Below are 25,251 nucleotides of genomic sequence, written 5' to 3'. Positions count from 1 at the left end.
CGTGGTGGGAGGCGTGACGTGCAGGAGATCGTTGGCGAGAGTCTGGCCCGGCGACTGGTGGCGTGGGGGGTCGACACGGTCTTCGGTCTACCCGGCGACGGCATCAACGGCCTGATGGAGGGCTTCCGGCGGCAGCGCGAGAAGCTCAAGTTCGTACTGGTGCACCACGAGGAGGCGGCGGCCTTCATGGCCACCGGCTACGCCAAGGCCACCGGGCGCCTCGGCGTCTGCACCGCGACCTCGGGGCCGGGCGCGATTCACCTGCTCAACGGGCTGTACGACGCCAAGCTGGACCACGTGCCGGTGCTGGCCCTCACCGGCATGCAGGAGACCTCGGTGCTCGGCTCGCACTACCAGCAGGAGGTGCACGCCGACCTGCTCTACCAGGACGTCGCGGAGGCCTACAACCTGATGGTCACCAACCCGCAGCAGGTGCCCGGGGTGGTCGACATCGCCATCCGCCACGCCCTGGCCAAGCGGAGCGTCGCCCACCTGACCTTCCCCAACGACGTGCAGGTGGCCATCGCCGGGGAGGACCCGTACCGGCACGTCAGCCCGGGCGAGCCGGCGATGAGCAACCCGATCGTGTCCCAGCCCCCGCTGCCGGCCGCCCAGGTCGAGCTGGCCCGCGCGGCGGAGGTGCTCAACGCCGGCAAGAAGGTCGCCATGCTGGTCGGCATCGGTGCCCGCGGCGCCCGGGACGAGGTGCTCGCCGTGGCGGAGGCGCTGGCCAGCCCCATCGTCAAGACCCTGTCCGGCAAGCAGGTGGTGCCGGACGACCACCCGCTCACCACCGGCGGCCTCGGCCTGCTCGGCACGAAGCCGAGCGAGGAGCTGATGGAGGAGTGCGACACCCTGCTGATGGTGGGCACCACCTTCCCGTACGGGAAGTACCTGCCCTCGCCGGGCCAGGCCCGCGTGGTCCAGATCGACATCGACCCGACCCTGATCGGCCTGCGGTTGCCCGTCGACGCGCCGGTCACCGCCGACGCCCGGCCGGCGTTGCAGCAGCTGCTGCCGATGCTCCAGGCCCGCACCGACCGGTCCTTCCTGACGAAGTACCAGCGCGCGCGGGACGCGTGGCGCGCGGACATGGCCGCGTTGGAGGACCCGAGCCGCGACCCGATCGCCCCGCAGTACCTGATGAGCTGCGTCGATCAGGCCGCCACCTCGGACGCAATCCTGACCTGCGACTCCGGCACCATCGCCACCTGGGCGGCCCGGCACTGGACCATCCGCGGCGGCCGGGAGTTCTACCTATCGGGCAACCTCGCCACCATGGCGCCCGGCCTGCCGTACGCGATCGCCATGCAGCACGCGTACCCGGGTCGGCAGGTCATCGCGTTCGTCGGCGACGGCGGATTCGCCATGCTGATGGCCGAGTTCCTCACCGCGGTGCGGCACGAGCTGCCGATCAAGGTGGTCATCAACAACAACAACTCGTACGGCCAGATCCTCTGGGAGCAGATCGTCCTGGGCTACCCCGAGTACGCCGTGCGGCACCGGCAGCCGGAGGCGGACTTCGGCGCCTGGGCGCGGGCGTGCGGCGGGCACGGCGCGAAAATCACCGACCCGAAGGCGCTGCCGGACGCGATTCGCGCGGCGCTGGCCCACCCAGGCCCGGCCCTGGTGGACTGCGACGTCAACCCGCACGAGCCGCCGATGCCGGGAAAGGTCCGGTACGAGCAGGCCAAGCACTTCACCGAGGCGTTCCTGCGCGGCCAGCCGCACAAGGCCGCCACGCTCGCCACCGTGGCCCGCGACAAGATCAACGAGCTGCGTTCATGACGCGGCGCGGCACCGGCACCGCACGCACGGCAGCTCCGGCCGCGAGGCCGGTGTCCCTGCCCGAGCCCGTCCTGCGACCGCCCGAGCCCGCGCAGGATGTCGACCTGGCCGCACTCGCCGCCGATCTGCGTGCCGCGGTGGACGGCGAGGTGCGCTTCGACGCCGGCTCACGGGGGGCGTACTCCACCGGTGGTTCCAACTACCGCGAGGTGCCGCTCGGCCTGGTGGTGCCACGGACCGTCGAGGCGGCGGTGGCCGCCGTCGCGGTCTGCCGCCGGCACGGCGCACCGGTGCTTTCCCGCGGCGGCGGTACCAGCCTGGCTGGGCAGGTCACCAACGTGGCCGTGATCATCGACTGGTCGAAGTACTGCAACCGGCTGCTGGAGGTCGACCGGGAGGCGCGCACCTGCCTGGTCGAGCCGGGGATCGTGCTCGACACGCTCAACGAACTGCTGGCCCCCGAGGGACTGGAGTTTGGTCCCCGGCCATCCACCCACGACTGCTGCGCCATCGGCGGGATGATCGGCAACAACTCGTGCGGATCGTCCGCGCAGCACAGCGGCAAGGTGGTCGACAACATCGTCGAGATGGAGGTGCTGCTCTACGACGGCACCCGGATGTGGGTCGGCGAGACCACCGACGAGCAGTATGCCGAGATCCAGCGCCGCGGTGGCCGCCAGGCCGAGATCTACGCCCGGTTGCGGGCCCTGCGGGACGAGTACCTGGCGGAGATCCGCACCCGCTTCCCCCACATCCCGCGCCGGGTCTCCGGATACAACCTGGACAGCCTGCTGCCGGAGAAGAACTTCAACCTGGCCCAGGCGCTGGTCGGTTCCGAGGGGACCCTGGTCACGGTGCTGCGGGCCCGGCTGAAGCTGCTGCCGGTGGTGCGGGCCAAGTCCATGGTGTTCCTGTCCTACCCGGACATCGCCGCCGCGGCCGACGACCTACCCCGGATCCTGCCGTACCGCCCGATCGCGCTGGAGGGAATCGACCACAAGCTGATCAACTTCGAGAAGCGCAAGAACCTGCATCCGGCGGCCCTGCACAAGCTGCCCGAGGATGGCGCCTGGCTCATGATCCAGATGGGCGGGGACACCGACCAGGAGGCGGACGCCGCCGCTCATCGGATGCTCACGGGACTGCGCCGCGAGGGCGGGCCGGGCGTGCACCGGTTCGACGACGAGGCCGACGAGGAGCAGATGTGGCTGGTCCGCGAAGCCGGGCTCGGGGCGACCGCCCGGGTCCCGAATGAGCCCGACACCTGGGAGGGCTGGGAGGACTCGGCGGTCGCCCCGGACCGGCTCGGCGACTACCTGCGGGATCTCGAGCGCCTCTATCGGGAGTACGGCTTCGAAAAGGCGTCGCTGTACGGGCACTTCGGGCAGGGGTGCGTACACACCCGGATCCCGTTCAAGATGACGACCGCGGAGGGCGTACGCCAGTTCCGCTCGTTCGTCGAGCGCGCCGCGGACCTGGTGGTCTCGTACGGCGGCTCCATCTCCGGGGAACACGGTGACGGGCAGGCCCGCGGCGAACTGCTGGGGAAGATCTTCGGCGACCGGCTGATCCGCGCGTTCGGGCAGTTCAAGGCCATCTTCGACCCCGACGACCGGATGAACCCGGGCAAGCTGGTGGCGCCGTACCCGCTGGACAGCCAGCTCCGGCTCGGCGTCGACTACAACCACGGCGGGTGGGAGACCGACTTCCGCTACCCCGACGACTCCGGCAGCTTCGGTCGGGCGGTGCTGCGCTGCGTCGGCGTCGGCATGTGCCGGCGGCAGCACGGCGGCGTGATGTGTCCGTCCTACATGGTCACCCGGGAGGAGGAGCACTCCACCCGCGGCCGTTCCCGGCTGCTCTTCGAGATGCTCGACGGGACCGCGCGGGGCGGCACCATCGGCGACGGCTGGCGCTCCACGGCCGTGCGCGACGCCCTCGACCTCTGCCTGGCCTGCAAGGGCTGCAAATCCGACTGCCCGGTCAACGTCGACATGGCCACGTACAAGGCGGAGTTCCTCTCCCACCACTACCGGGGCCGGCTTCGCCCCCGCCCCCACTACTCGATGGGGTGGCTGCCGGTGGCGGCCGCCGTCGCCGCCCGGGCGCCCCGGGCGGTGAACGCGCTGACCCAGGCCCCCGGGTTGGGTCAGCTCGCGAAGCTGGTCGGCGGCATCGACCAGCGTCGGAAGATCCCCGTCTTCGCGCCGGAATCCTTCCAGCGCTGGTTCGCCAACCGGCGGCCCTCCGGCGACGGCTCGCGCGGGGAGGTGCTGCTCTGGCCGGACACCTTCACCAACCACTTCCACCCCGGCGTCGCGCAGGCGGCGGTCGAGGTGCTGGAGGCGGCGGGCTGGCGGGTGCGGGTGCCGGAGCAGCCGGTCTGCTGCGGGCTGACCTGGATCTCCACCGGACAGCTCGGCATCGGGAAGAAGGTCCTGCGGCGGACGGTGGAGGTGCTCCGACCCCACCTGCGCGCCGGCACCGCAGTGGTGGGTCTGGAACCCTCCTGCACGGCGGTGTTCCGCAGCGACGCCCACGAACTCTTCCCCGACGACGAGGACGTCACCCGGCTGCAGAAGCAGACGGCCACCCTGGCCGAGCTGCTGCACGACCACACCCCGGGCTGGCGGCCGCCCCGCCTGCCCGCGCACGCGCTGATCCAGACCCACTGCCACCAGCACGCCGTCCTCGGCACCGCCGCCGACCAGGCGGTGCTCAGCGAGGCCGGGGTCCGGGCGGACTTTCTCGACTCCGGCTGCTGCGGGCTGGCCGGGAACTTCGGCTTCGAGAAGGGGCACTACGAGGTCTCCGAGGCCTGCGCCGAGCGGGTGCTGCTGCCCGCCGTACGGGACGCCGACGAGACCGACGTGATCCTGGCCGACGGCTTCAGCTGCCGTACCCAGGTCGAACAGGGCGCCGCCGACGGCCGGTCCGCGATCCATCTCGCCGAGCTGCTTCGCGCCGGCCTGCACGCCGATCGGGTGTCGCCCCGCCCGGAACGCCAGTGGGCCGAGCGGCCCGCCGGGCCGTCCCCAGCGGCCCGTCTGCTCGCCGTCGGGGCGGTCGGCCTGGCCGCGCTCGCCCCGGCGGTCGCGCTCGCCGCGCGAGTGCGCAGGGCGCGGTGACCGCCGGTGCGACTGACCGCGACGGCGTACCGGGTGCCCACCGACGCGCCCGAGGGCGACGGCACCTTCGCCTGGACCAGCACCACGCTGGTGCTGGTCCAGGCCGAGGCCGACGGGCACACCGGGATCGGCTGGACGTACGGGCCCGCCGCGGCGGTCCCGGTGGTGGCCGAGCAGTTCGCGCCGGTGGTGACCGAGCTCGACCCGGACGACGTTCCGGCGATCTGGTCAGTCATGCAGCGGACGTTGCGGAACGCCGGACGGCCGGGGGTCGCGGGGCTGGCGCTCTCCGCGGCGGACTGCGCGGTCTGGGACCTCAAGGCACGCAGGCACGGGTTGCCGCTGGCCCGGCTGCTGGGCACGGCCCGCCGCCAGGTCCCGGTGTACGCCAGCGGCGGGTTCACCACCTACGACGCGGAGCGCCAGCACCGGCAGTTGTCCGGTTGGCTGTACGACGACGGCATCCCCCGCGTGAAGATCAAGATCGGTGAGTCCGGGGGGACCGAGGTCTCCCGCGACCTGGCCCGGATGGCCGCCGCCCGGCGCAGCATCGGTGACGACGCCGAGCTGTACGTCGACGCGAACGGCGCCTACCAGCGCAAGCAGGCGCTCCGGGTGGCCCGCGCCGCGGCCGACCTCGACCTGCGCTGGTACGAGGAGCCGGTCAGCTCGGACGACCTGGCCGGCCTCGGACTGGTTCGCGACCAGGTCCTGCCCGACGTGACGGCCGGCGAGTACGGCTTCGACCTGGTCTACTTCCAGCGGATGGCCCCGTACGTCGACTGCCTGCAGATCGACGTCACCCGGTGCGGCGGCATCACCGAGTTCCTGCGGGCAGCGGCGGTGGCCGCCGCGTCGGGCCTGGAGGTCTCGGCGCACTGCGCACCCCAGCAGCACCTGCCGGTGGCCGCCGCGACGCCGAACCTCCGGCACATGGAGTGGTTCCACGATCACGTCCGGATCGAGTCGATGTTCTTCGACGGGGCGGCGCCCGCGACCGGCGGCAGCGTACCGGTGGTGTTGGAACGACCGGGCCACGGGCTGGAGCTGCGCGCGGCCGAGACGGAGACGTACCGGGTGCGCTGAGGCGGCCGAGGAGAGGAGGGCGCGATGGACGCGACGACAGCGGTGCCGGTCTGGCACACCAGCGCGATCGCGCGACTGGTCTGGGGCGGCACGCTGAGCGCCGTGCCGCGCCGGGTGCTGCGCCGGCTGGGCCGGCCCACCGGTCTCGCGGTGGCGACCCTGCGGGTGCTCGGCGTGCGGCACCTGGCCCAGGCGGCGCTGACCTTGCGCCGGCCGACTCCCGCGGTGCTCACCGTCGGTGCGGCGGCGGACGGGCTGCACGCGCTGACCGCCGTGGCGCTCGCCGGCGTCGACCGGCGACAGCGGCGACTCGCCCTGCTCGACACCGCCATCGCCGGCGGCTGGATGCTGCTCGACCTCGGCGCGGCCCGCCACCCGCGGCGATGGACCGGCCGGAGGACTCGGCTGCGTGGGCTCGGCCAGGTCCGCTCGGGGCGGGGCGGCCGGCGATGAGATGCGCGAGCAGCGGGTAGGAGTGGGCTGACGGGCGAGACCGGGAGGGACGACATGCGCAGGCAGGATGCACGGGTAGCGGTGATCACGGGCGCCAGCGCCGGGGTGGGGCGGGCCACCGCACGGCTGCTCGCCAGGCGGGGGATCGCCATCGCGCTGCTGGCCCGAGGACGCGCCGGGCTGGACGCCGCCGCCGAAGAGGTACGGGCGGCCGGCAGTCGGGCCCTGCCCATCGAGGTGGACATGGCCGAGTACGACCAGGTGGTCGCGGCCGGGCAGCGGGTGGCGGCCGAACTGGGGCCGGTCGACCTCTGGATCAACAACGCCTTCAGCTCGGTCTTCGCGCCCTTCCAGCAGACCCGACCCGAGGAGTTCCGGCGCGCGACCGAGGTCACCTACCTCGGCTACGTGCACGGCACCCGCGTCGCGCTCGCCCACATGACCCCGCGCGACCGCGGAACGATCGTGCAGGTCGGATCGGCGCTGGCGTACCGGGGGATCCCCTTGCAGGCCGCCTACTGCGGGGCCAAGCACGCCGTCGTCGGGTTCACCGAGTCGCTGCGGTGCGAGCTGCTGCACGACAAGAGCAAGGTCAAGGTGACGATGGTGCACCTGCCGGCGCTCAACACGCCGCAGTTCGACTGGCTGCTGTCCCGGCTGCCCCGGCGCGCCCAGCCGGTGCCGCCGATCTACGAGCCGGAGGTCGCGGCCCGGGCCATCGTGGCCGCCGCGGACCGGCCCGGGCGGCGCGAATACTGGGTAGGGGCGCCCACTGCGTTGACCATTCTCGCCAACCGGATCGTGCCCGGTCTGCTCGACCGCTATCTGGCCCGCACCGCGTACGACTCGCAGCAGACGGACCGGCCCGCGCCGCCGGACCGGCCGGCGAACCTGTGGCACCCGGTGGACGGGCCGGGCGGCGAGGACCAGGGGGCACACGGCAGCTTTACCCCACGGTCGCACAGCCACAGTGCACAGGCCTGGTTGTCCCGGCACCGACTGGTGGCTACGGGAGGTCTGACCGGGGCGGCAGTGGGCGTCCTGGCCTGGCGCCGGCACTGACCGTGCCCAAGCCACCGGCTCCAGGGTCAGCCGGGGCCACCTCACGTCGAGGGCTCGCCGGGCTCCGGCTCGTTCCAGCGGGCCCGCCAGCCCGACTCGTACTGCTCGTGGCTGGTCCGCTCGTGGACCACCAGCTGGTGAAGGGCGTCCCGGGACTCCGCGAAGGCCACCACCTCGACCGCCACCAGCCCCACGCAGATGGCGGTGAGCAGGCCGAGGGTGGCCAGCCCCGGCAGCCGGTCGCCGATCGGGATGCCGGCGGCCAGCGCCAGCAGCGTTCCCACCCGGGTCCAGGTGACCGTGTGCAGCGTGCGGAGCTGGAAGAGCATGTTGCCGCAGAGGTAGACCATCACCCCGCCGAAGAGCAGCGGTACGGCGGGCGGGTGCACCTGCACCTCCGGCCCGACGTGCGGATCGGCGATCATGTGCACGATCCGCTCGGCGCCCAGGGCGAACATGATGATCCCGGCGATCATCGGCAGGTAGAGGTAGGCGTACGCGTCCCGGGCCATCCTCACCCGGGGTTGGCCCTTCGCCGCGTGCAGCGCGATCCGGGCGGCGGGTCCCACCCAGTCGTAGTGCACCCACCACAGCGCGGCGGTGAAGACGATGCCGAGTATGGCGGCGGCGACGGCCGGCCAAGTCGGGGGCTGACCGAGCAGGTTGCTGCCGACGCCGACCGAGATGACCGACTCACCGAGGGCGATGATCAGGATGAGGTCGTACCGCTCGGTCCAGTGCTCGGCGGAGGTGACGTTCCAACCCCAGGTGCCGACGAATTGCCCGGTGCCGTACTGGAGCAGAACCACCACCGCCCACAGCCCGTCGCGGGTGGGGCCGGCCCAGCCGGTGTCCGCGATCTGCGGCGGGAGCAGCGCGGCGACGAGCAGCAGGCCGGTGCTGATCACCAGCTCCGGGCCGAACCGGAGCAGCTGCTTCCGCTCGCGCGGGTTGTCCCGCACGATGTGCAGGTACAGGGCCAGGTGCACCACCCGGATCACCACGTAACTGAGCGCCGCCACCATCGGCCCGGCCGCGTTCTTCTCGGGGGTGCGGAAGGCCTGCGGGAGCGCCAGCGCGAAGGTGAACAGCGCGGCCATCCCGACCACCATCAGCACCGGGACGAAGCCCTCGCCCAGCCGGATCCGGGTGGCGACCACGCTGTGCACGACCCAGCACCACCAGAGCACGGCGAGCACCAGCAGGGCGTGCAGCAGGTTGGTGCTGTTGATGTCCGTGGCGGTGGCCCGGGTGATGATGAAGAACGAAAAGACGAAGACCAGGTCGAAGAAGACCTCGAACCGGTCCACCCGGGCGCCGGGGGCGATGGGCACCGCGGGCCCGAGCCGCTTTCGCCACCCGTCGCCGCCCACCGACCGAGTCTTTCAGCGCCCCGGCCGCCGGGGGCCGGAATCGGCACAGCTCGGCGCGCGCGTTACCTCCGGTCTGGCGTGGGAAAACGCCGGTAGCGCGGGGTCCAGCAGCCACCGACAGGGATGGATCATGACCACCAGTACGCACGTCAGCACGCCGTTCTCCCGGGAGACCACCGCGATGGAGGTGGTACGCGGGATCGACCTCGCCAATCGGCGGGCCATCGTCACCGGCGGCGGGTCAGGCATCGGCGTGGAGACCGCCCGGGCGCTCGCCGCCGCCGGGGCCGACGTCACCCTCGCCGTACGCAATCCTGAGGCCGGCCAGCGGGCCGCCACCGACATTGCCGGCACCACCGGCAACGACCAGATCCTGGTGGCCCCGCTGGACCTCGCCGACCCGGAGTCGGTGGCCGCGTTCGTTCGGACCTGGGACGGACCGCTGCACATCCTGGTCAACAACGCGGGCATCATGGCCACGCCGGAGATGCGCACGCCGCAGGGCTGGGAGATGCAGTTCGCCACCAACCACCTCGGCCACTTCGCCCTGGCCACCGGGCTGCACCGCGCCCTGGCCGCCGCCGAGGGAGCGCGGGTCGTCTCGGTCAGCTCGTCGGCGCACCTGCGCTCGCCGGTCGTCTTCGAAGACATCCACTTCCAGCGCCGGCCGTACGACCCGTGGGCGGCGTACGGGCAGTCCAAGACGGCCAATGTGCTCTTCGCGGTGGACGTCACCAGGCGCTGGGCGAACGACGGAATCACCGCCAACGCGCTGATGCCGGGCGCGATCCGGACCAACCTCCAGCGCTACATCACCGACGAGGACCTGGCCCGGCTGCGTGCGGAGAGCGGCGGCGGCGGGGAGCCCAGTTGGAAGAACCCCGAGCAGGGCGCGGCCACCTCGGTGCTGGTCGCCACGTCCCCGCTGCTCAACGGCGTCGGCGGGCGGTACTTCGAGGACTGCCAGGAGGCCGGGCCGAACCAGCCCGGGACCCGCACCGGCTACGCGCCGTACGCCCGCGATCCGGCGGCCGCGGAGGAGCTCTGGGACGTCTCCGAGGCGCACCTGCGGAGCTGACCGGGAGCTCCCCGGACGACGGAGGGGGCGCGCGGCGCACGCCGCGCGCCCCCCTCCGGGCGTCACCGGTTGAGCTAAAGACCCAGCTCGGCCTCGAAGTTACCGGCCTCCAGCCGCTCCTTGACCGCGACCAGGAAGCGGGCGGCGTCGGCGCCGTCGATCAGCCGGTGGTCGTACGACAGGGCCAGGTAGACCATCGACCGGACCGCGACGACCTCGCCCAGCTCCGGGTCGTTGACCACGACCGGACGCTTCACCACGGCGCCCGTGCCGAGCATCGCCGACTGCGGCGACGGCACGATCGGGGTGTCGAAGAGCGCGCCTCGGCTGCCGGTGTTGGTCAGCGTGAACGTCGCACCGGCGATCTCGTCCGGGGTGATCTTGTTGGCCCGGGTCCGCTCCGCCAGGTCGGCGATCCGCTTGGCGATGCCGCCCAGGTTGAGGTCGCCGGCGTTGTGGATGACCGGCACCAGAAGCCCCCGCTCGGTGTCCACGGCGATGCCGAGGTGCTCCGCGTCCGGGAAGGTGATCGTCCCGGCCTCGAGGTCCATCCGGGCGTTGACGATCGGGCGCGTCTGCAGCGCCTCGACGGCGGCGAGGGCGAAGAACGGCAGGAAGGACAGCTTCACGCCGTGCCGCTGCTGGAAGGAGTCCTTCGCCTGCGCCCGCAGCCTGGCGATCTTGGTAACGTCCACCTCGATCACCGTGGTCAGCTGCGCCATCTCGTGCAGCGACTCATGCATCCGCTTGGCGATGGCCGCGCGGATCCGGGGCAGCTTCTCCGTGGTGCCCCGCTTGGCGCTCGGCTGCGGCTTCGCGGCCGGCTTTGCCGGGGCCGCCGGAGCCGCCGGAGCGGCGGCCGGCGCCGGGGCGGCCTTGGCCCGCTCGGCCGCCTCGAGGACGTCCTGCTTGCGGATCCGGCCGCCGACGCCGGTGCCGTTGACCGAGGAGAGGTTGACGCCGTGCTCGCTAGCGAGCTTGCGGACCAGCGGGGTCACGTAGCCGGCCGCCTCCGCGCCGGCGGGACGCGGCGCGGTCGGGGTCGGCGCGGGCGGCTGGGCCGCCAGCTCGGCCTTCACCGGCTCGGCGGCGGTCTCCGCCTCGGGCGCCGGCTGGTTGTACGACAGGCCCGGGGTGGGCTCCTCCAGCCGCGGCGCCGGGGCGGCCTCGGGCTTCGGCTCGGGCTTCGGCGCCGGCTTGGGCTCGGGCTTCGGCGGGGCGGGGGCGGCAGCCGGGGCCGGGGCCGCGCCGGGAGCGCCGATGATCGCCAGGTCGGCGCCGACGTCGGCGGTCTCGTCCTCGCCGACCTTGATCTCCAGCAGGGTGCCGGCGACCGGCGACGGGATCTCGGTGTCGACCTTGTCGGTCGAGACCTCCACCAGCGGCTCGTCCACCTCGACGGTGTCGCCGACCTGCTTGAGCCAGCGGGTGACCGTGCCCTCGGTGACGCTCTCGCCCAGGGCCGGCAGCTTGACCGGGGTGCCCTGGGCCGGCGGCGCCGGGGCGGCCTGGGCCGGCGGCTCCTCGCGGGCCGGCTCCGGGGCCGGCGCGGGGGCCGGCGCCTGGGCGACCGGCTCCGGCTGCTCGGCCGGGGCCTCCTGCGGCGGCGCGGGCGCGCCGGCCGCCTCGCCCTCAGCGGCGATGACGGCCAGCTCGCTGCCGACCTCGGCGGTCTCGTCCTCGCCGACCACGATCCGGCTCAGCACGCCCGCCGCGGGCGACGGGATCTCGGTGTCGACCTTGTCGGTCGAGACCTCGAGCAGCGGCTCGTCGACCTCGACGGTGTCGCCCTCCTGCTTGAGCCAGCGCGTGACGGTGCCCTCGGTGACGCTCTCGCCGAGCCGGGGCATGGTGACCGATACCGGCATTTTCTCCAGACTCCTTCTGTTCCCCTGGTGGGATCATCGCCCGTCGCCGGACGCCGCGTGTTGTGGTCAGGCGTGTGCGTGCAGCGGCTTGCCGGCGAGGGCCAGGTGCGCCTCGCCCAGGGCCTCGGTCTGCGTGGGGTGGGCGTGGATGAGCTGCGCCACCTCGGCCGGGTACGCCTCCCAGTTGTAGATGAGCTGCGCCTCGCCGATCAGCTCGCCGACCCGGGCGCCGACCATGTGCACGCCGACCACCGGGCCGTCCTCGACGCGGACCAGCTTCACGAAGCCGGCCGTCTTGAGGATCTGGCTCTTGCCGTTGCCACCCAGGTTGTAGTTGTGGGTCTTGATCTTGTCGGCGCCGTACTGCTCCTTGGCCTTCGCCTCGGTCACGCCGACCGACGCCAGCTCCGGATCGGAGTAGGTGACCCGCGGGATGCCGGCCTCGTCGATCACGGCCGGGTTCTGGCCGGCGATCTCCTCGGCGATGAAGATGCCCTGCTGGAAGCCGCGGTGGGCGAGCTGGAGGCCGGGCACGATGTCGCCGACCGCGTAGACGTTCGGCACGCTGGTGCGCAGCCGCTCGTCGGTCAGGACGTAGCCGCGGTCCATCTTCACGCCCTGCTCCTCGTACCCGAGGTTGGCGGTGTTCGGGCCGCGGCCGACGGCGACCAGCAGCAGCTCGGCCTCGACGGTCTCGCCGCCGGCGATGGTGACCTTGACGCCGCTCTCGGTCTTCTCGACCTTCTCGAACGGCTTGCCGACCTTGAAGTTGATCTTCCGCTTGCGGAACGCCCGCTCCAGCGCCTTCGACGACTCCTCGTCCTCGGCGGCGACCAGGCGGGGCAGCGCCTCGATGATGGTCACGTCGACGCCGAAGGACTTCCACACGCTGGCGAACTCGACGCCGATCACGCCGCCGCCGAGCACGATCGCGGAGGAGGGGACCCGGTCCAGGGTCAGGGCGTGGTCGCTGGTGATGATCCGCTCGCCGTCGATCTCCAGGCCGGGCAGGCTCTTCGCGTACGAGCCGGAGGCCAGGACGATGTTCCGGCCGGTGTAGCGCTTGCCGTCAACCTCGACGACGTTCCGGCCGACCAGCCGGCCGGCGCCGGCCACGAAGGTGATGTTCTTGGCGCTGCCGACCAGGCCCTGCAGGCCCTTGTAGAGCCGGGAGACCACGCCGTCCTTGTACGAGTTGACCGCGGCCATGTCGATGCCGACCAGCTCGGCCTTGACGCCGAACTGCTCCGACTCGCGAGTCTGGTCGGCGATCTCGGCGGCGTGCAGCAGCGCCTTGGTCGGGATGCAGCCGTTGTGCAGGCAGGTGCCGCCGAGCTTGCCCTTCTCGATGAGGGCGACGGAGAGATCCAGTTGGGCGGCACGCAGCGCTGCGGCGTAGCCGCCGCTGCCACCTCCGAGAATGACGATGTCGAAGGTTGCGTCGTTCGGCTCGCTCACGTCCAACTCCCAGGTCGCGTCGCTGCATCGGGGGTCACGGTGGGGCGACATGGACACACCCCACCTCGGTCATCTTGTCACTTGGGCATCGGAAGCGCGTAGTGAGGTGCCCAATGACACGTCGTCGACACGTACTCTTGGCACCGTCTTCGATGACCTACGGGGGAGGAGAGGGTCGGGTGGGGCTGTTCCGACGGAAGCGGACGGGCGCGGTGAGCCGCGACCGGGCCGCGGACCGCGCCGATCTGGACCATCTCGAGAACTTTGTCCGGACCCGGCTGGGGGTCGAGGCGTACATCGAGCCCCGGACGACCGTCACCGAGACCACGGTCATGCTGATCGCCGACGACGGGGAGTGGACCCGCCGGCGGATCGACGGCCCGGAGGGGGCGCGCCGCTTCGCCCATCGGATGGCCATTCCGGTCTACGACGTCCGCCTCATGGGCTACCCGCAGCGCATGCGGGACTACAACGAACGCCGCAAGCGCCGCCCCGAGCTCTTCTGACCCCCGGGGCGCACCCCGGGAGAAGCTTCTTACCCGGAAGGAGTGGCCATCCCGCGCGGAATGGCCACTCCTTCCGGGAATTTGTGCGGATCTTGGTGGCGTAACCCGGTCAGCCGTTGGCGGCGATGTCGTCGACCAGCTGGAGCAGGGTGCGGACCGGGACGCCCGTGCCGCCCTTGGTCCAGTAGCCGGTGGGCTCGCCCGAGTGGTAGCCGGGGCCGGCGATGTCGATGTGCGCCCAGGACACCTCGTCGGTGACGAACTCGCGCAGGAAGACGCCGCCCTGGAGCATGTGGCCGGCCCGGTCCATGCCGGCGTTGACCTGCGAGATGTCCGCGACGTCGGAGTCCATGCCCTTGCGCACGTCGTCCGGCAGCGGCATCGGCCAGGCCGGCTCGCCGGTCGCCTCGCCGGCGGCCTTCACCCGCTCGCACAGCTCCGGGGTGCCCATCACGCCGGCGATCTTCTTGCCCAGCGCGATCACCTGACCGCCGGTCAGGGTGGAGGTCTCGAAGAGGTAGTCGCAGCCGTCCTCGCAGGCCCGGGCGATCGCGTCGGCGAGGATCATGCGGCCCTCGGCGTCGGTGTTGAGCACCTCCACCTTCTTGCCGTTGTACATGCTGATCACGTCGCCCGGCCGGTACGACCTGCCGGAGGGCATGTTCTCCGCCATCGGCAGGTACCCGGTCACCGCCACCGCCGGCTTGAGGGCGGCGACCGCCAGCATGGCCGCGCCGACCGCCGCCGCGCCGGCCATGTCCGACTTCATCTCCCACATGCCCTGCGCCGGCTTGATGGAGATGCCGCCGGTGTCGAAGGTGATGCCCTTGCCGACCAACGCCACCCGCTTGCCGGTCGCGCCGCCCTCCGGGGTGTAGGTCAGCTTGACCAGCCGCGGCGGGGCCTCGGAGCCCTGCCCGACGGCGAGGATGCCGCCGTACCCGCCGGCCGCCAGGGCCGCCTCGTCGAGCACCTCGACGCCGAGGCCGGCCTCCCCGGCGGCGGCGGCCACGGCGTCGGCGAACGACGGCGGCCGCAGCTCGTTCGGGGCGGTGTTGACCCAGTCCCGGGTGGTGCGGACCGCGCCGGCCACCGCCTGGGCCCGGGTGATCTCCGCCTGGGCGCCCGCGTCGGCGGCGTCCGGGACGGCGACCAGCACCTCACCCACCGGCTCGCGCCGGGTCGGCTGCGGCTTGGTCTTGTAGCCGGCGAACCGGTAGCCGCCGAGCAGCGCGCCCTCGGCGACCGCGCGCAGCGCGGCCGGGGCGTCGGCGTCGTCGGGCAGCGGCAGGGCGAGCGCCACCCGGGGCGCGCCGGCGAGGGCCCGCACGGCCGCGCCGGCGGCCCGGCGCAGGGTCTCCGGGTCCGGGGCGGCGCCGGTCGGCTCCGGGCCGAGCCCGACGGCGGCGACCACCGGCGCGGTGACCGTGCCCAGCGTGGCCAGCTTGACCACCTCGCCGGGGCCGCCGGTCGCGCCGAGCAGCGCCAGCGTCTCGGTCAGCTTGCCGTCGAACGCCGCGGCGATGCTCTCCGCGCCGCTGGCGAGCAGCAGGGTGCCGGCGAGGCCGCTCGTGGCGGCCTGCTCTCCGGACTGGCTGTGCACGCCGATCACGATCGCGTCGACGGCGAGTTCGGCGGGGTCGGTGTCGACCAGGCTCAGGGTGGTGCTGGGCGATGTCACTGAAGCTACTCCGGGCGGGCCGGGCCGGCCGCTACGTCGCGTACCGGCGATGAAGGTCTCCGGCGGCAACCTACCTGCCGGATGCGTGGCTGTCCCGCCGATCGCTGCCGACGGGTCCCGCCGATGCTAACCATCCGTTCAGGTCCCTGTAGGTTGCCACCCATGACCGACGTGACCCCCGACGTGGCCGAGACCCGGCTGCGCCGTTCCCCGCTGCACGAGCGGCACACCTCTCTCGGCGCGAAGTTCGCTCCCTTCGGGGGCTGGGAGATGCCGCTGGAGTACGCCGGCGGCGGCGTGCTCAAGGAGCACACGGCGGTCCGGACCGGGGTCGGCGTCTTCGACGTGTCACACCTGGGCAAGGCGCGGATCACCGGGCCCGGAGCGGCGGACTTCGTCAACTCCTGCCTCAGCAACGACCTTGGCCGGATCGGCCCCGGCAAGGCGCAGTACACGCTCTGCTGCGACGACGCCACCGGCGGGGTGGTGGACGACATCATCGCCTACCTGCACGCCGACGACCACGTCTTCCTCATCCCGAACGCGGCGAACACCGCCGAGGTGGTCCGCCGGTTGCGCGCCGCCGCGCCGGCCGGGGTCGTCGTCACCGACGAGCACGCGGCGTACGCGGTGCTGGCCGTGCAGGGGCCGCGCTCGGCGGAGCTGCTCGGCGCCCTGGGCCTGCCCACCGAGCACGGCTACATGAGCTTCTCCACCGCCACGCTGAACGGTGTCGGGCTGACCGTCTGCCGCACCGGCTACACCGGTGAGCTGGGCTACGAGCTGGTCGTCCCGGCCGAGCACGCGCTCGCCGTGTGGGACGCGCTCTTCGCCGCCGGTGCGGCGTACGAGCTGCGGGCCTGCGGGCTGGCCGCCCGGGACACGCTGCGCACCGAGATGGGCTACCCGTTGCACGGGCAGGACCTGTCGCTGGAGATCACCCCGGTGCAGGCCCGCTCCGGCTGGGCGGTCGGCTGGGACAAGCCGGCCTTCTGGGGCCGGGAGGCGCTGCTGGCCGAGAAGGCCGCCGGCCCCCGGCGTACGCTGCGCGGCCTGGAGGCGGTCGACCGGGCGATCCCGCGCCCCGGCATGGCGGTGTACGCGGGCGACGCGCGGGTCGGCACCGTCACCAGCGGCACCTTCTCGCCCACCCGGAAGCAGGGCATCGCCCTGGCCCTGCTCGACACCGACCCGAAGCTGGCCGACGGCGATCTGGTCGAGGTCGACATCCGCGGCCGCCGCGCCCAGATGCGCATCACCCGGCCCCCCTTCGTAACCCCCTCGGTCAGGTAACCCCCGGCCCGGCCCCCGCCCGCTCGCGCCCCGGGTGATCATGAAGTTGTTGTCACGACACGCCGGGTGCGATGGCGATAACTTCATGATCAACCGGCCGGGTCGCGGGCGGTGTGCGGGAGTGGGGCGGGGTCAGACGGGTGGGGTGGGCCGTTCGCCGGCGTCGAGGACGGCCTGGGTCCAGCCGCCCTCGATCACGCCGGTGCCGTCGAGCAGGGCCCAGTCGACGACGTCGGCCGCCTCGACCACCACCGGGGCGCCGATCCGTACCGTCGGGTCGGTGGCCGCGTCACTGGCGCTGGCGCCGATGATCCGCTCCGGGGTCTCCCAGGAGGTCACTCCGGCCCAGACGAATTCCGGGCCGTCGTCGCCGGGGAGGCCGTACTTGACCACGAGCTGGGTCTCGGCGGGGAGCTGACCGGCCAGGAACCGGGCCCGGATGTCGCCCAGCCCGGACTGGGCGGTGGCGATCGCCTTGCTCATCGCGTCGCCAGGGCGGGCGTACCGGACGTCCGGCTTGATGCCGGCGAAGAGGGTGGCGCAGGCGGCGGCGAAGTAGCGTCCGGCCGGACCCGGGTGCCCGGGCGGCGGCTTGAGGCTGAGGAAGGAGTCGGCGTCCGGGTCGGTCGCCGGATCCAGCTCCAGCCGGAGCAGCACCGGCGCCGTCGCCCCGTGCTGCTCCGGGTTGCCGTACGCGACCGCGATGTCGTGCCCGGTGACCGTGGCCAGCACCGGGAGCTGCACGAACGCCGGCACCTCCTCGCCGGCCAGCCCGTCGGTCCAGTCCCGCAGCAGCCGGCGGGCCGCGCCGGTCATCACCGCGCCCCAGGCCCGGGTGAGATGGTCCGGCACGCCCTGGGCCTGCAGCTCCAGCAGCCCGAACCGGCGCAGCCCCTTGGTGGTGAACCACAGCCCGTCGGCGTCCGAGGAGTACGGCACCAGCACCCAGTCGACCAGGCGGATCCGACCCTGCTCGTCCGGGAGCGAGCGCAGCGCGGTCGCCGGGTCGAGGAACTGCAGGCCGAAGACATCCACCACGTCGCCGTCGACCGTCTCGGCCACCGCCGCGGCCACCGCCCGGGCGGCCCACTCGTGCGCGGGCGGCCAGCCCGGCCGGTACTCCGCCTGGACCACCACCAGGTGGGTGGCGGCGGCGAGGCGGGCCAGCTGTGCCTCGGTGGCGCCGAACGCGGTGAGCAGGTCCGGCGGCAGCTCCGGGAACTCGCTGATCGCCCGGGTGCCCACGGTCATCAGCGGGCTGTCGAGCATCTGCCGGGCCAGCCCGTACACCGGCTCGGCGAGCCGGCCGGCGAGCGCCTCCACCGCCGTCTTCGGGCTGACCTTGGGCAGCCCCGCGATCGGCACCAGGTAGGTCGCGTCGAGCGACTCCGGGACCGGTACGGGCAGGAAGTCGTCCGTGATGAGCATGCCGTTCCCCCATCGACCGCGCCGGTGCTGTCGCTCAAGAACGCTACCCGGCCCGGCGTGTCCAGCTCAGCCGGACAGCACCAGTCCCAGGTAGACCAGCGTGGTGACGATCTCCACGGTGGCGCCGAGCACGTCGCCGGTGACGCCGCCGAGCCGGCGTACCAGGTGACCCAGGAGCACGACCGCGACGGCGAGGGCGGCGACCACGGCGACCGGCCCCTGCCACGGGCGGCCCGGCACGGCCGGCACCGCAAGCAGCGCGACGGCGGCCGTGCCGAGCACCAGCGCGACCGGTCCGACGGTCCCGGCGACCAGCGCGCCCAGCCCCTCCGGCCGGGCGGCGGGGACGCCGCGCCGGCAGGCCACCGCGACGCCGAGCCGGCCGGCGGCGGTGGCCGCGACCACGGCCGCGAGCACCGCCGGCCAGGATCGCCCGGCCAGCTCCGCGAGCGCCGCGGCCTGCAGCAGGAGTACGAGCACCAGCGCGACCACCCCGAACGGGCCGACGTCCGGCTTCTTCATGATTTCCAGCGCCGCCGCCCCGCGCCGGTACGAGCCGAGCGCGTCCACGGTGTCGGCGAGCCCGTCGAGGTGCAGCCCGCGGGTGAGCAGGGCGGCCAGACCGACGGTGACCGCGGCGGCGACCAGCGGGGGAGCGATCTGCGTCAACAGCAGCAGCGCTCCGGCGAGGACCGCGCCGAGCAGCGCCCCGACCGCCGGGGCGAGCGCCATCGCGACGCTCGCCGCGTCCCGGTCGACCCGGCCGGCGCGCACCGGCAGCGTGGTGAAGGTGGTGACCGCCAGTCGGACGCCGTCGGCGACCCGGGAGTCAGTCGGCACGCCGGCCGGAGGAGTCCGGCACCGCGACCGGCTCGTCCGGCTCGGCGGCGGTGGACCCGGGCTCCGCCCGCCGCGGCTCGGCGAACTCCGGCTCGGTGGTGGTCGGGCCCGGCCCGGCGGGCTCGGGCTCGGTGAACTCCGGCTCGGTGGTGGTCGGGCCCGGCCCGGCGGGCTCGGGCTCGGCGAACTCCTCGTCGGTCTCCGGCTCCTCGCCCTCGTCGGCGCTGCCGCCGAGCGAGGGGTGGGTGGGCAGCGCGGCGGCCAGCGCCAGCGCCGAGCGCAGCAGCGGCAGCGTGGCCAGCGCGGTGGCTCCCTCGCCGAGGCCGAGCCGCAGGTCGAGCAGCGGGGTCAGGCCGAGCACGTCGGCGGCCAGCCGGACGCCCGGCTGCCCGCCGTGGTCGGGTAGCAGGCACCAGTGCCGGGCCTGCCCGGCCAGGTCCCGGCTGACCATCCCGGCGGCCACGCCCACCGGCCCGTCGATCAGCACCGGCACCCGCCGGGCGGTCGCGCCGAGCAGCACGCCGGTGGCGACGGCGATGTCACCGCCGCCCAGCTCGGCCAGCACGTCCGTGGCCCCGCGTGGGGACCGCCGGGTCCGGTGCAGCGCGTCCCGGACCGCCGCGCAGCGGGCCATCCAGGCCGCGTCGTCGATCTCGCCGCTCTCGGTGACCACCCGACCGAGCACGGCCGGCGGTTCCGCGCCGGCCGTCGCCGCGAGCACGGCCGCGGCCGCCGCGTCCGTGCCGGCGCCGCACGCGGCCAGCACCAGCAGCTGTACGCCCGCGTCGGCGGCCTGCTCGGCCAGCCGCCAGCCGTACCGCAGGGCCGACTCGACCTGCTCGGCGGTCAGCGCCGGCCCCTCCTCCATCGGGGCGGAGGTCGGGGCGTCGACGACCTGGAGGCTGGCGCCGTTCTCGGCGGCCAGCCGGGCGAGGGCCCCCTTGCCGACGCGGGCCTGCCGGGCCCGGCGGGCCGACTCGCCGGGCACCGTGCCGGCGGCGGCCCCGCCGGAGTGGTCGCCGTGCAGCAGCAGCACCCGGACCGCGCTCCAGGGCGCCGGGGTGTGGGTGCCCTGGGTGGCGGCGGCAAAGCTCACCACCCGCTCCAGCACGCCGAGCCCGGCGCCGGGCAGGTCCAGGGTGGCGAGCCGGTCGACGGCCTGTGGACCGGCGTACTCGTCGGGCATCGGCAGTTCCATGCCGGGCTGGATGACCAGGCCGGTGGCGGCCAGCGGCAGCGCCATGGTCGGGGCGGCCCAGGCGGCACCCGCCTCGGTTGCCGCGGGGGCCGGAACGGACGGCGCGGCAGGGGTCAGCACCTCCGGCAGCGCGATGCCGTTCGTCGGCGGCCCGGCGAGCGTCGGCTGGCTGGGCGCGCCGGCCTGGCCGGGCCCGGCCTGCGTCGGCACGCCGACGGCACGCGGCCCGGCCGCCGGCTTCAGCCAGGTCGGCTGGCCGGCGACCACCAGTACGACGGCGTCGCAGGCGTCGGCGACCGTGCGGTTCGCCGCGCCCAGCGCGTCGGTGAACGCCCGGCCCAGCGGGGTGGTCGGCACCAGGGAGAGCCCGACCTCCGGGCTGACCAGCACGAGCCGCGCGGCGGTCGCCCGGACCGCCGCCGCGAGCTCGGAGATGGTCGCGGTGTCGTCGGCGGGCTGGTGGGCCGGGTCGAGCAGCACGGTCACCCAGCCGCCGAGGTCGTCGACGAGCAGCGTCTCGTTCGGCTCGGCGGTGGCGATGACGTCGGCCAGCCGGCGCGGGTCGCCCGCCGTCTCCTCGGTGGTCCAGCTCCCCGGTCGGCGGCCGCGGTGCGCCGCCAGCCGGGTAGCCCACTCGGTATCCTCCGGGTCCCCCTCGGGCGCGGTGGCCACGTAGCGGACCGTCGGTGCGTCGGCGACCAGCGATTCCGCGAACTCGGACTTGCCGGACCGGATACCGCCGAGCACCAGGAGCGTGTTCCACCCGTCAACGGACATGCCCGTACCTTAAAGCCGTCCGCCGGGCCGCCGCCCGCCGCCCCGTACGCCGCCCGCGGCGGGCAGCGGCGCACGGTGCGGGCGTGCCGGTCGGCTCAGCCGCAGTGCTCGAAGGGGCTGCCGTAGCTGGCCCCGCCGGCCGAGCCGCCCCACTTCACGCAGGCGCCGGCGGCGCCGGCCCGGACCGGGCCGGCGTAGTACTTGAAGGCGCCGCTGTCCGTGCTCCGGGTCCGCCCCTGCACCTCCAGGTACGCCGCCACGGTGGTGGCGGTGCCGACGCCGGTGTCCTTGAGGGTGACCACGCAGTTGTAACCGTTGCCGGGGTTGTAGAGCAGGTACACCCGGCCCTGTCGGGTACCGCCCGCGGTCAGCGTCGCCGAGTCGATCACCTGGTAGCCGCTGCCGCACACCTGCCCGGCGGTGTACGGGTTGGCCTTCTCCGGGGCGCTGGTGGTGCTGCTCGGCGTCGGTGCACCGGTCGTGCCGGTGGTCGGCTGTGCCGTGCTGCCGGCGGTGGTCGGGGCGGCCGGGTGCCCAGTCGACCGGGTCGGCGCGGCCGGCGGGGACTTCGTGGCCCGGCCAGTGCTGCTCCCGGGCTCCGGCGTGTTCCCGCTGACCTGCGGCTCCGGCGGTGCCGGTGGGGCCGCGGCGGACTCGCCGGTGAGCGCGGCCCGACGCTCCCGCGAATCGGATCCGGCCGGCGAGCGCAGCGCCGCCACGGCCACCGTCGTCAGCAGCGCGACGAGCACGATGCCCGCCGCGCCGGCCAGGGCGAGCGTCCGCCCGCGGCCCGGCCGGCCGCTCGTCGGTTCCTCGAGCGGGTTCGGCATGCCGGGGTGGTCCTGTTGCGGGCCGTACCCGCCGGGGCGCGGCGCGGCAGCACCGGGCTGCGCGACGCCGGCCGACCAGGCCGGGGCGACCGTCACGGGTCTGGGCGGGGTGGGCGTGCCGTCCGGGCCGACCGAGGCGGGCGGCCGGCCGTGCGGTGCCGGGGCGTCCGCCGACGCCCCGCCGCTCGGCGTCGCCGGCGGCGGTCCGGCCGCGTTTGGCGCGGCGGGGGCCTCGGGCGTCGGCAGCGCGGCGGGGCCGGCGACGGCCGGGCCCGGCACGGCCCAGGGCGGGCGGGGCGGCACCGGGACGCTGGCCAGCGTGGCGTCCCGGGCGTCCTGGGCGGCCTCGGCCATCGCCGCGGCGCCGGGGAACCGGTCGGCGGGGCTCTTGGCCAGTGCCCGGCGGACCACCTCGATCACCGCCGGCGGGGTGCCGGGCGGCAGCGGGGCGGGCTCGTCCTGGACGTGCCGCAGCGCCACCTGGAGCGGGTTCTCCCCGTCGAACGGCGGTCGGCCGGCGAGGCAGTAGTAGGCGACCGCGCCGAGCGCGTAGACGTCGGTGGCCGGCGAGACGGGCTGGCCGGCCGCCTGCTCCGGCGACATGTAGGAGGCGGTGCCGAGGACCATGTTGGCGGCGGTGATCCCGGCCATGGTGGCGGACCGGGCGATGCCGAAGTCGACCAGCACCACCCTGCCGTCCCGCTTGACCAGCAGGTTGCCCGGCTTGACGTCCCGGTGCACGATTCCCGCGCCGTGCGCGGCGTGCAGCGCCTGGGCGGCCTGCGCCACCACCGACATGGTGGAGGCCGGGTCGAGGTGGCCGGCCCGGCGGATCCAGGTCAGCAGCGGCTCGCCGTCGACGTACTCCATCACCAGGTAGCTGACCTGGCTGCCGTCCGCGAGCGTCGCCGAGCCGAAGTCGTGGACCTGCACGATTCCGGGATGCCGCAGGGCGGCCATCATCCGCGCCTCGCCGTGGAAACGGGTGGTGAACTCCGGGTCGGCGACCAGCGACGGCAGCAGCACCTTCACCGCCACCTCGCGGCCGAGCAACGTGTCCGTGCACCGCCAGACGGCCCCCATGCCACCGGTCGCGATGCGTTCGCTCAGCAGATAGCGGTCGCTGAGCACCACTCCTCGAGTCAGCACCGAGTCACCGTACCGGCCGACGCGTCGTTCATTGATCCACCCGTGGCCCGGTGGCCCCGACCGTCCCGCGCCCGGCCGACTACGCTTGCACGGGTTCGTCCCAGGGGACGACGACGGCGAGGGGAGACGCGGCATGGCGTGGGGCTGGCGGTACGAGGGCTCGAACGGCGAGTCGGTGGACGGACCGGCGGAGTCGTTCGCCAGCCAGGCGGACGCCGAGTCGTGGATCGGCCAGACCTGGCGGGAGCTCGCGGCGTCCGGCGTCACCTCCGTCGCGCTCGTCGAGGACGACCGGGTGGAGTACCGGATGAGCCTGCTTCCCCCGGCCGAATGATGAGCCGTCCCGGCGAGCCGCTGGTGCTCGGAGTGCCCCGGGGGGCGTTCCGGCCCAGCCCGATCTTCCTCGCCCTGGTCGCGCTCTTCGTGACCAGCGGGGTGATGGCCTGGCAGCGGTTCGGCAACGTCCGCTTCGACGTCTTCCTCTTCGTGATCTCGGGCTGGCTGGTCTCGCTCTGCCTGCACGAGTACGCCCACGCGGTGGTGGCGTTCCGGGCCGGGGACCGGGACATCGCGCACCGCGGCTACCTGACGCTCAACCCGTTCAAGTACACCCACCCGCTGCTGTCGATCGTGTTCCCGGTGATCGTGGTGCTGCTGGGCGGCATCGGCCTGCCCGGTGGGGCGGTCTGGGTGGACCAGCGCGCCATCCCCGGCCGGCTGCGGGACAGCCTGGTCAGCCTGGCCGGCCCGGCCACCAACGTGCTCTTCACCCTGCTGCTGGTGGCGGCGCTGCGGATCGGCTTCGGCGGCGGCGGGTCGCTGGAGTTCTGGGCCGGGGTGGGACTGCTGGCCTTCCTCCAGCTCACCGCCAGCGTGCTGAACCTCCTGCCGGTGCCCGGACTGGACGGCGGCAACATGATCCAGCCGTGGCTGAACCCGCAGTGGCGCCGGATGTACGACCTGTTCGCGCCGTACGGCTTCATCCTGCTCTTCGCGCTGCTGTGGAACCCGCGGATCGGCGGCTGGTTCTTCGGTGCGGTCTTCTGGGTCGCCGACCTGCTCGGCCTCCGGCCCGGCTTCTACTCCGTCGGCCTGGAGCTGATCCGCTTCTGGCAGGGCTGAGCGGGCCCGGTCCGGCCGGCGCGGTGACGCCGGCCGGACCGGGGAGCGCTCACGGACGCTGCGCGGGGGACTCGGTCTTCGCCGGGTCGCGCTCGGTGATCGGCTCGACGATCTCGTCGATCGCCTTGAGCAGGTCGGCGTCGAGCTTCACGCCGGCCGCCTTGACGTTGTCGTGCACCTGCTCGGGGCGGGACGCGCCGACGATCGCCGAGGAGACGTTCGGGTTCTGCAGCACCCAGGCGATGGCGAGCTGCGCCATCGTCAGCCCGGCCTGCTCGGCCAGCGGCTTGAGCTGCTGCACCCGGGTGAGCACCTCGTCGGTCAGCCACTTCGCGATGAACCCGGCGCCCGACTTCTCGTCCGTGGCCCGGGAGCCGGCCGGCGGCGGCTGACCTGGCCGGTACTTGCCGGAGAGCACGCCCTGGGCCATCGGCGACCAGACGATCTGGCCGATGCCCAGCTCCTCGCTGGTGGGGATGACCTCCGCCTCGATGACCCGCCACAGCATCGAGTACTGCGGCTGGCTGGAGACCAGCGGGATGCGCAGCTCGCGGGCGAGCCGGTGGGCCTCCCGGATCTGCGACGCCTTCCACTCCGAGACCCCGATGTAGTGCGCCTTGCCGGAGTGCACGACGTCGGCGAACGCCTCCATCGTCTCCTCCAGCGGGGTGCTGTAGTCGTACCGGTGGGCCTGGTAGAGGTCCACGTAGTCGGTCTGCAGCCGGCGCAGCGAGCCGTTGATGGACTCCATGATGTGCTTGCGGGACAGGCCGCGGTCGTTGCGGCCCGGACCGGTCGGCCAGAAGACCTTGGTGAAGATCTCCAGCCCCTCGCGCCGCTCGCCCTTGAGCGCCCGGCCGAGCACCTCCTCGGCCTTGGTGCCGGCGTACACGTCGGCGGTGTCGAAGGTGGTGATGCCGGTGTCCAGGGCGGCCCGGACGCAGGCGGTCGCCGCGTCCTCCTCGACCTGCGAACCGTGGGTGATCCAGTTGCCGTACGAGATCTCGCTGACCATCAGGCCGGAGCGGCCCAGGTGTCGGAATTCCATGACCCGACCCTAGCCCCGTCCGATCATGGTCACCGGGCGGCGGTACGCGGTGTGACGCTCAGCCGGGCAGCAGGGCGTCCCCGAT

The 25,251-nt window shown here is 73.7% G+C and carries 19 protein-coding genes; 10 read left to right on the top strand and 9 right to left on the bottom strand.

Annotation, left to right across the window (positions count from 1 at the left end):
• Positions 1-18: 18 nt before the first annotated feature.
• The 5 genes from GA0070624_RS29775 to GA0070624_RS29755 are packed head-to-tail and all read left to right on the top strand — an operon-like array spanning position 19 to position 7,517.
• Positions 19-1,788 (top strand): thiamine pyrophosphate-dependent enzyme, encoded by a 1,770-nt coding sequence (locus tag GA0070624_RS29775; protein WP_091346397.1) that lies wholly within the window; start codon positions 19-21, stop codon positions 1,786-1,788.
• Positions 1,785-4,916, top strand: a complete 3,132-nt coding sequence (locus tag GA0070624_RS29770; RefSeq protein WP_091346395.1) for an FAD-binding and (Fe-S)-binding domain-containing protein — start codon at positions 1,785-1,787, stop codon at positions 4,914-4,916. The genes GA0070624_RS29775 and GA0070624_RS29770 overlap by 4 nt, the downstream gene beginning before the upstream one ends.
• A gap of 6 nt (positions 4,917-4,922) precedes the next feature.
• Positions 4,923-6,002 (top strand): enolase C-terminal domain-like protein, encoded by a 1,080-nt coding sequence (locus tag GA0070624_RS29765; RefSeq protein ID WP_091346393.1) that lies wholly within the window; start codon positions 4,923-4,925, stop codon positions 6,000-6,002.
• Between the two features lie 24 nt (positions 6,003-6,026).
• A complete protein-coding gene (locus GA0070624_RS29760; RefSeq protein ID WP_091346391.1) occupies positions 6,027-6,455 on the top strand; it encodes a hypothetical protein in 429 nt (142 codons plus the stop codon).
• 54 nt (positions 6,456-6,509) lie between these two features.
• Positions 6,510-7,517: an SDR family oxidoreductase gene (locus tag GA0070624_RS29755; protein ID WP_091346389.1), complete on the top strand. Its 1,008-nt coding sequence runs from the start codon at positions 6,510-6,512 to the stop codon at positions 7,515-7,517.
• Positions 7,518-7,558: 41 nt separating this feature from the next.
• On the opposite strand, the gene GA0070624_RS29750 is transcribed toward GA0070624_RS29755, so the two are convergent.
• Positions 7,559-8,890: a low temperature requirement protein A gene (locus GA0070624_RS29750; RefSeq protein WP_091346387.1), complete on the bottom strand. Its 1,332-nt coding sequence runs from the start codon at positions 8,888-8,890 to the stop codon at positions 7,559-7,561.
• Positions 8,891-9,020: 130 nt separating this feature from the next.
• Between GA0070624_RS29750 and GA0070624_RS29745 the strand changes: the two genes are divergently transcribed.
• Positions 9,021-9,968 (top strand): SDR family NAD(P)-dependent oxidoreductase, encoded by a 948-nt coding sequence (locus GA0070624_RS29745; protein WP_091346385.1) that lies wholly within the window; start codon positions 9,021-9,023, stop codon positions 9,966-9,968.
• 74 nt (positions 9,969-10,042) lie between these two features.
• On the opposite strand, the gene sucB is transcribed toward GA0070624_RS29745, so the two are convergent.
• Positions 10,043-11,836 (bottom strand): 2-oxoglutarate dehydrogenase, E2 component, dihydrolipoamide succinyltransferase, encoded by a 1,794-nt coding sequence (gene sucB, locus GA0070624_RS29740; RefSeq protein ID WP_091346383.1) that lies wholly within the window; start codon positions 11,834-11,836, stop codon positions 10,043-10,045.
• Positions 11,837-11,902: 66 nt separating this feature from the next.
• Positions 11,903-13,345, bottom strand: a complete 1,443-nt coding sequence (gene lpdA, locus GA0070624_RS29735; protein ID WP_176731924.1) for a dihydrolipoyl dehydrogenase — start codon at positions 13,343-13,345, stop codon at positions 11,903-11,905.
• A gap of 128 nt (positions 13,346-13,473) precedes the next feature.
• On the opposite strand from lpdA, the gene GA0070624_RS29730 reads away from it, so the two are divergent.
• Positions 13,474-13,800 (top strand): hypothetical protein, encoded by a 327-nt coding sequence (locus GA0070624_RS29730; RefSeq protein ID WP_091346381.1) that lies wholly within the window; start codon positions 13,474-13,476, stop codon positions 13,798-13,800.
• A 109-nt stretch (positions 13,801-13,909) separates the two neighbouring features.
• On the opposite strand, the gene GA0070624_RS29725 is transcribed toward GA0070624_RS29730, so the two are convergent.
• Positions 13,910-15,481, bottom strand: a complete 1,572-nt coding sequence (locus tag GA0070624_RS29725; protein WP_091346379.1) for a leucyl aminopeptidase — start codon at positions 15,479-15,481, stop codon at positions 13,910-13,912.
• Between the two features lie 162 nt (positions 15,482-15,643).
• On the opposite strand from GA0070624_RS29725, the gene gcvT reads away from it, so the two are divergent.
• Positions 15,644-16,774 (top strand): glycine cleavage system aminomethyltransferase GcvT, encoded by a 1,131-nt coding sequence (gcvT, locus tag GA0070624_RS29720; protein ID WP_091346377.1) that lies wholly within the window; start codon positions 15,644-15,646, stop codon positions 16,772-16,774.
• Between the two features lie 132 nt (positions 16,775-16,906).
• Here the strand turns inward: gcvT and GA0070624_RS29715 are convergent, their stop codons facing one another.
• The 4 genes from GA0070624_RS29715 to GA0070624_RS36685 all read right to left on the bottom strand — a co-directional run bounded on the left by GA0070624_RS29715 (position 16,907) and on the right by GA0070624_RS36685 (position 22,996).
• The gene (locus GA0070624_RS29715) at positions 16,907-18,202 is read right to left on the bottom strand and encodes a DUF2314 domain-containing protein (RefSeq protein WP_091346374.1); all 1,296 of its coding nucleotides are present in this window, start codon (positions 18,200-18,202) and stop codon (positions 16,907-16,909) included.
• 66 nt (positions 18,203-18,268) lie between these two features.
• Positions 18,269-19,042, bottom strand: a complete 774-nt coding sequence (gene cobS, locus GA0070624_RS29710) for an adenosylcobinamide-GDP ribazoletransferase (protein ID WP_091346372.1) — start codon at positions 19,040-19,042, stop codon at positions 18,269-18,271.
• Entirely contained in the window at positions 19,032-21,017 is a 1,986-nt protein-coding gene (locus GA0070624_RS29705; protein WP_091346370.1) for a bifunctional adenosylcobinamide kinase/adenosylcobinamide-phosphate guanylyltransferase, read from the bottom strand. Before GA0070624_RS29705 ends, cobS begins: the two co-directional genes overlap by 11 nt.
• A gap of 95 nt (positions 21,018-21,112) precedes the next feature.
• A complete protein-coding gene (locus tag GA0070624_RS36685; protein ID WP_342672759.1) occupies positions 21,113-22,996 on the bottom strand; it encodes a serine/threonine-protein kinase in 1,884 nt (627 codons plus the stop codon).
• Between the two features lie 133 nt (positions 22,997-23,129).
• Between GA0070624_RS36685 and GA0070624_RS29695 the strand changes: the two genes are divergently transcribed.
• Positions 23,130-23,330 carry a hypothetical protein gene (locus GA0070624_RS29695; RefSeq protein WP_091346366.1) on the top strand — a complete coding sequence of 67 codons (201 nt, stop codon included), beginning with the start codon at positions 23,130-23,132 and terminating at the stop codon, positions 23,328-23,330.
• Positions 23,327-24,118 carry a site-2 protease family protein gene (locus GA0070624_RS29690; RefSeq protein WP_425413526.1) on the top strand — a complete coding sequence of 264 codons (792 nt, stop codon included), beginning with the start codon at positions 23,327-23,329 and terminating at the stop codon, positions 24,116-24,118. Before GA0070624_RS29695 ends, GA0070624_RS29690 begins: the two co-directional genes overlap by 4 nt.
• A gap of 49 nt (positions 24,119-24,167) precedes the next feature.
• On the opposite strand, the gene GA0070624_RS29685 is transcribed toward GA0070624_RS29690, so the two are convergent.
• The gene (locus tag GA0070624_RS29685) at positions 24,168-25,166 is read right to left on the bottom strand and encodes an aldo/keto reductase family protein (RefSeq protein ID WP_091346362.1); all 999 of its coding nucleotides are present in this window, start codon (positions 25,164-25,166) and stop codon (positions 24,168-24,170) included.
• Positions 25,167-25,251: the final 85 nt, after the last annotated feature.

It is taken from the genome of Micromonospora rhizosphaerae (assembly GCF_900091465.1).
GTDB classification, from domain to species: domain Bacteria; phylum Actinomycetota; class Actinomycetes; order Mycobacteriales; family Micromonosporaceae; genus Micromonospora; species Micromonospora rhizosphaerae.
Note: the sequence above shows the minus strand (reverse complement) of the source record. Positions and strands in the feature narration are given on the sequence as shown.

Coding starts and splice junctions, on each gene's coding strand:
- GA0070624_RS29770 (WP_091346395.1), top strand. CDS start 1,785: ATGACGCGGCGCGGCACCGGCACCGCACGCACGGCAGCTCCGGCCGCG.
- GA0070624_RS29760 (WP_091346391.1), top strand. CDS start 6,027: ATGGACGCGACGACAGCGGTGCCGGTCTGGCACACCAGCGCGATCGCG.
- GA0070624_RS29755 (WP_091346389.1), top strand. CDS start 6,510: ATGCGCAGGCAGGATGCACGGGTAGCGGTGATCACGGGCGCCAGCGCC.
- GA0070624_RS29745 (WP_091346385.1), top strand. CDS start 9,021: ATGACCACCAGTACGCACGTCAGCACGCCGTTCTCCCGGGAGACCACC.
- sucB (WP_091346383.1), bottom strand. CDS start 11,836: ATGCCGGTATCGGTCACCATGCCCCGGCTCGGCGAGAGCGTCACCGAG.
- lpdA (WP_176731924.1), bottom strand. CDS start 13,345: ATGTCGCCCCACCGTGACCCCCGATGCAGCGACGCGACCTGGGAGTTG.
- gcvT (WP_091346377.1), top strand. CDS start 15,644: ATGACCGACGTGACCCCCGACGTGGCCGAGACCCGGCTGCGCCGTTCC.
- GA0070624_RS29715 (WP_091346374.1), bottom strand. CDS start 18,202: ATGCTCATCACGGACGACTTCCTGCCCGTACCGGTCCCGGAGTCGCTC.
- GA0070624_RS29705 (WP_091346370.1), bottom strand. CDS start 21,017: ATGTCCGTTGACGGGTGGAACACGCTCCTGGTGCTCGGCGGTATCCGG.
- GA0070624_RS29695 (WP_091346366.1), top strand. CDS start 23,130: ATGGCGTGGGGCTGGCGGTACGAGGGCTCGAACGGCGAGTCGGTGGAC.
- GA0070624_RS29690 (WP_425413526.1), top strand. CDS start 23,327: ATGATGAGCCGTCCCGGCGAGCCGCTGGTGCTCGGAGTGCCCCGGGGG.
- GA0070624_RS29685 (WP_091346362.1), bottom strand. CDS start 25,166: ATGGAATTCCGACACCTGGGCCGCTCCGGCCTGATGGTCAGCGAGATC.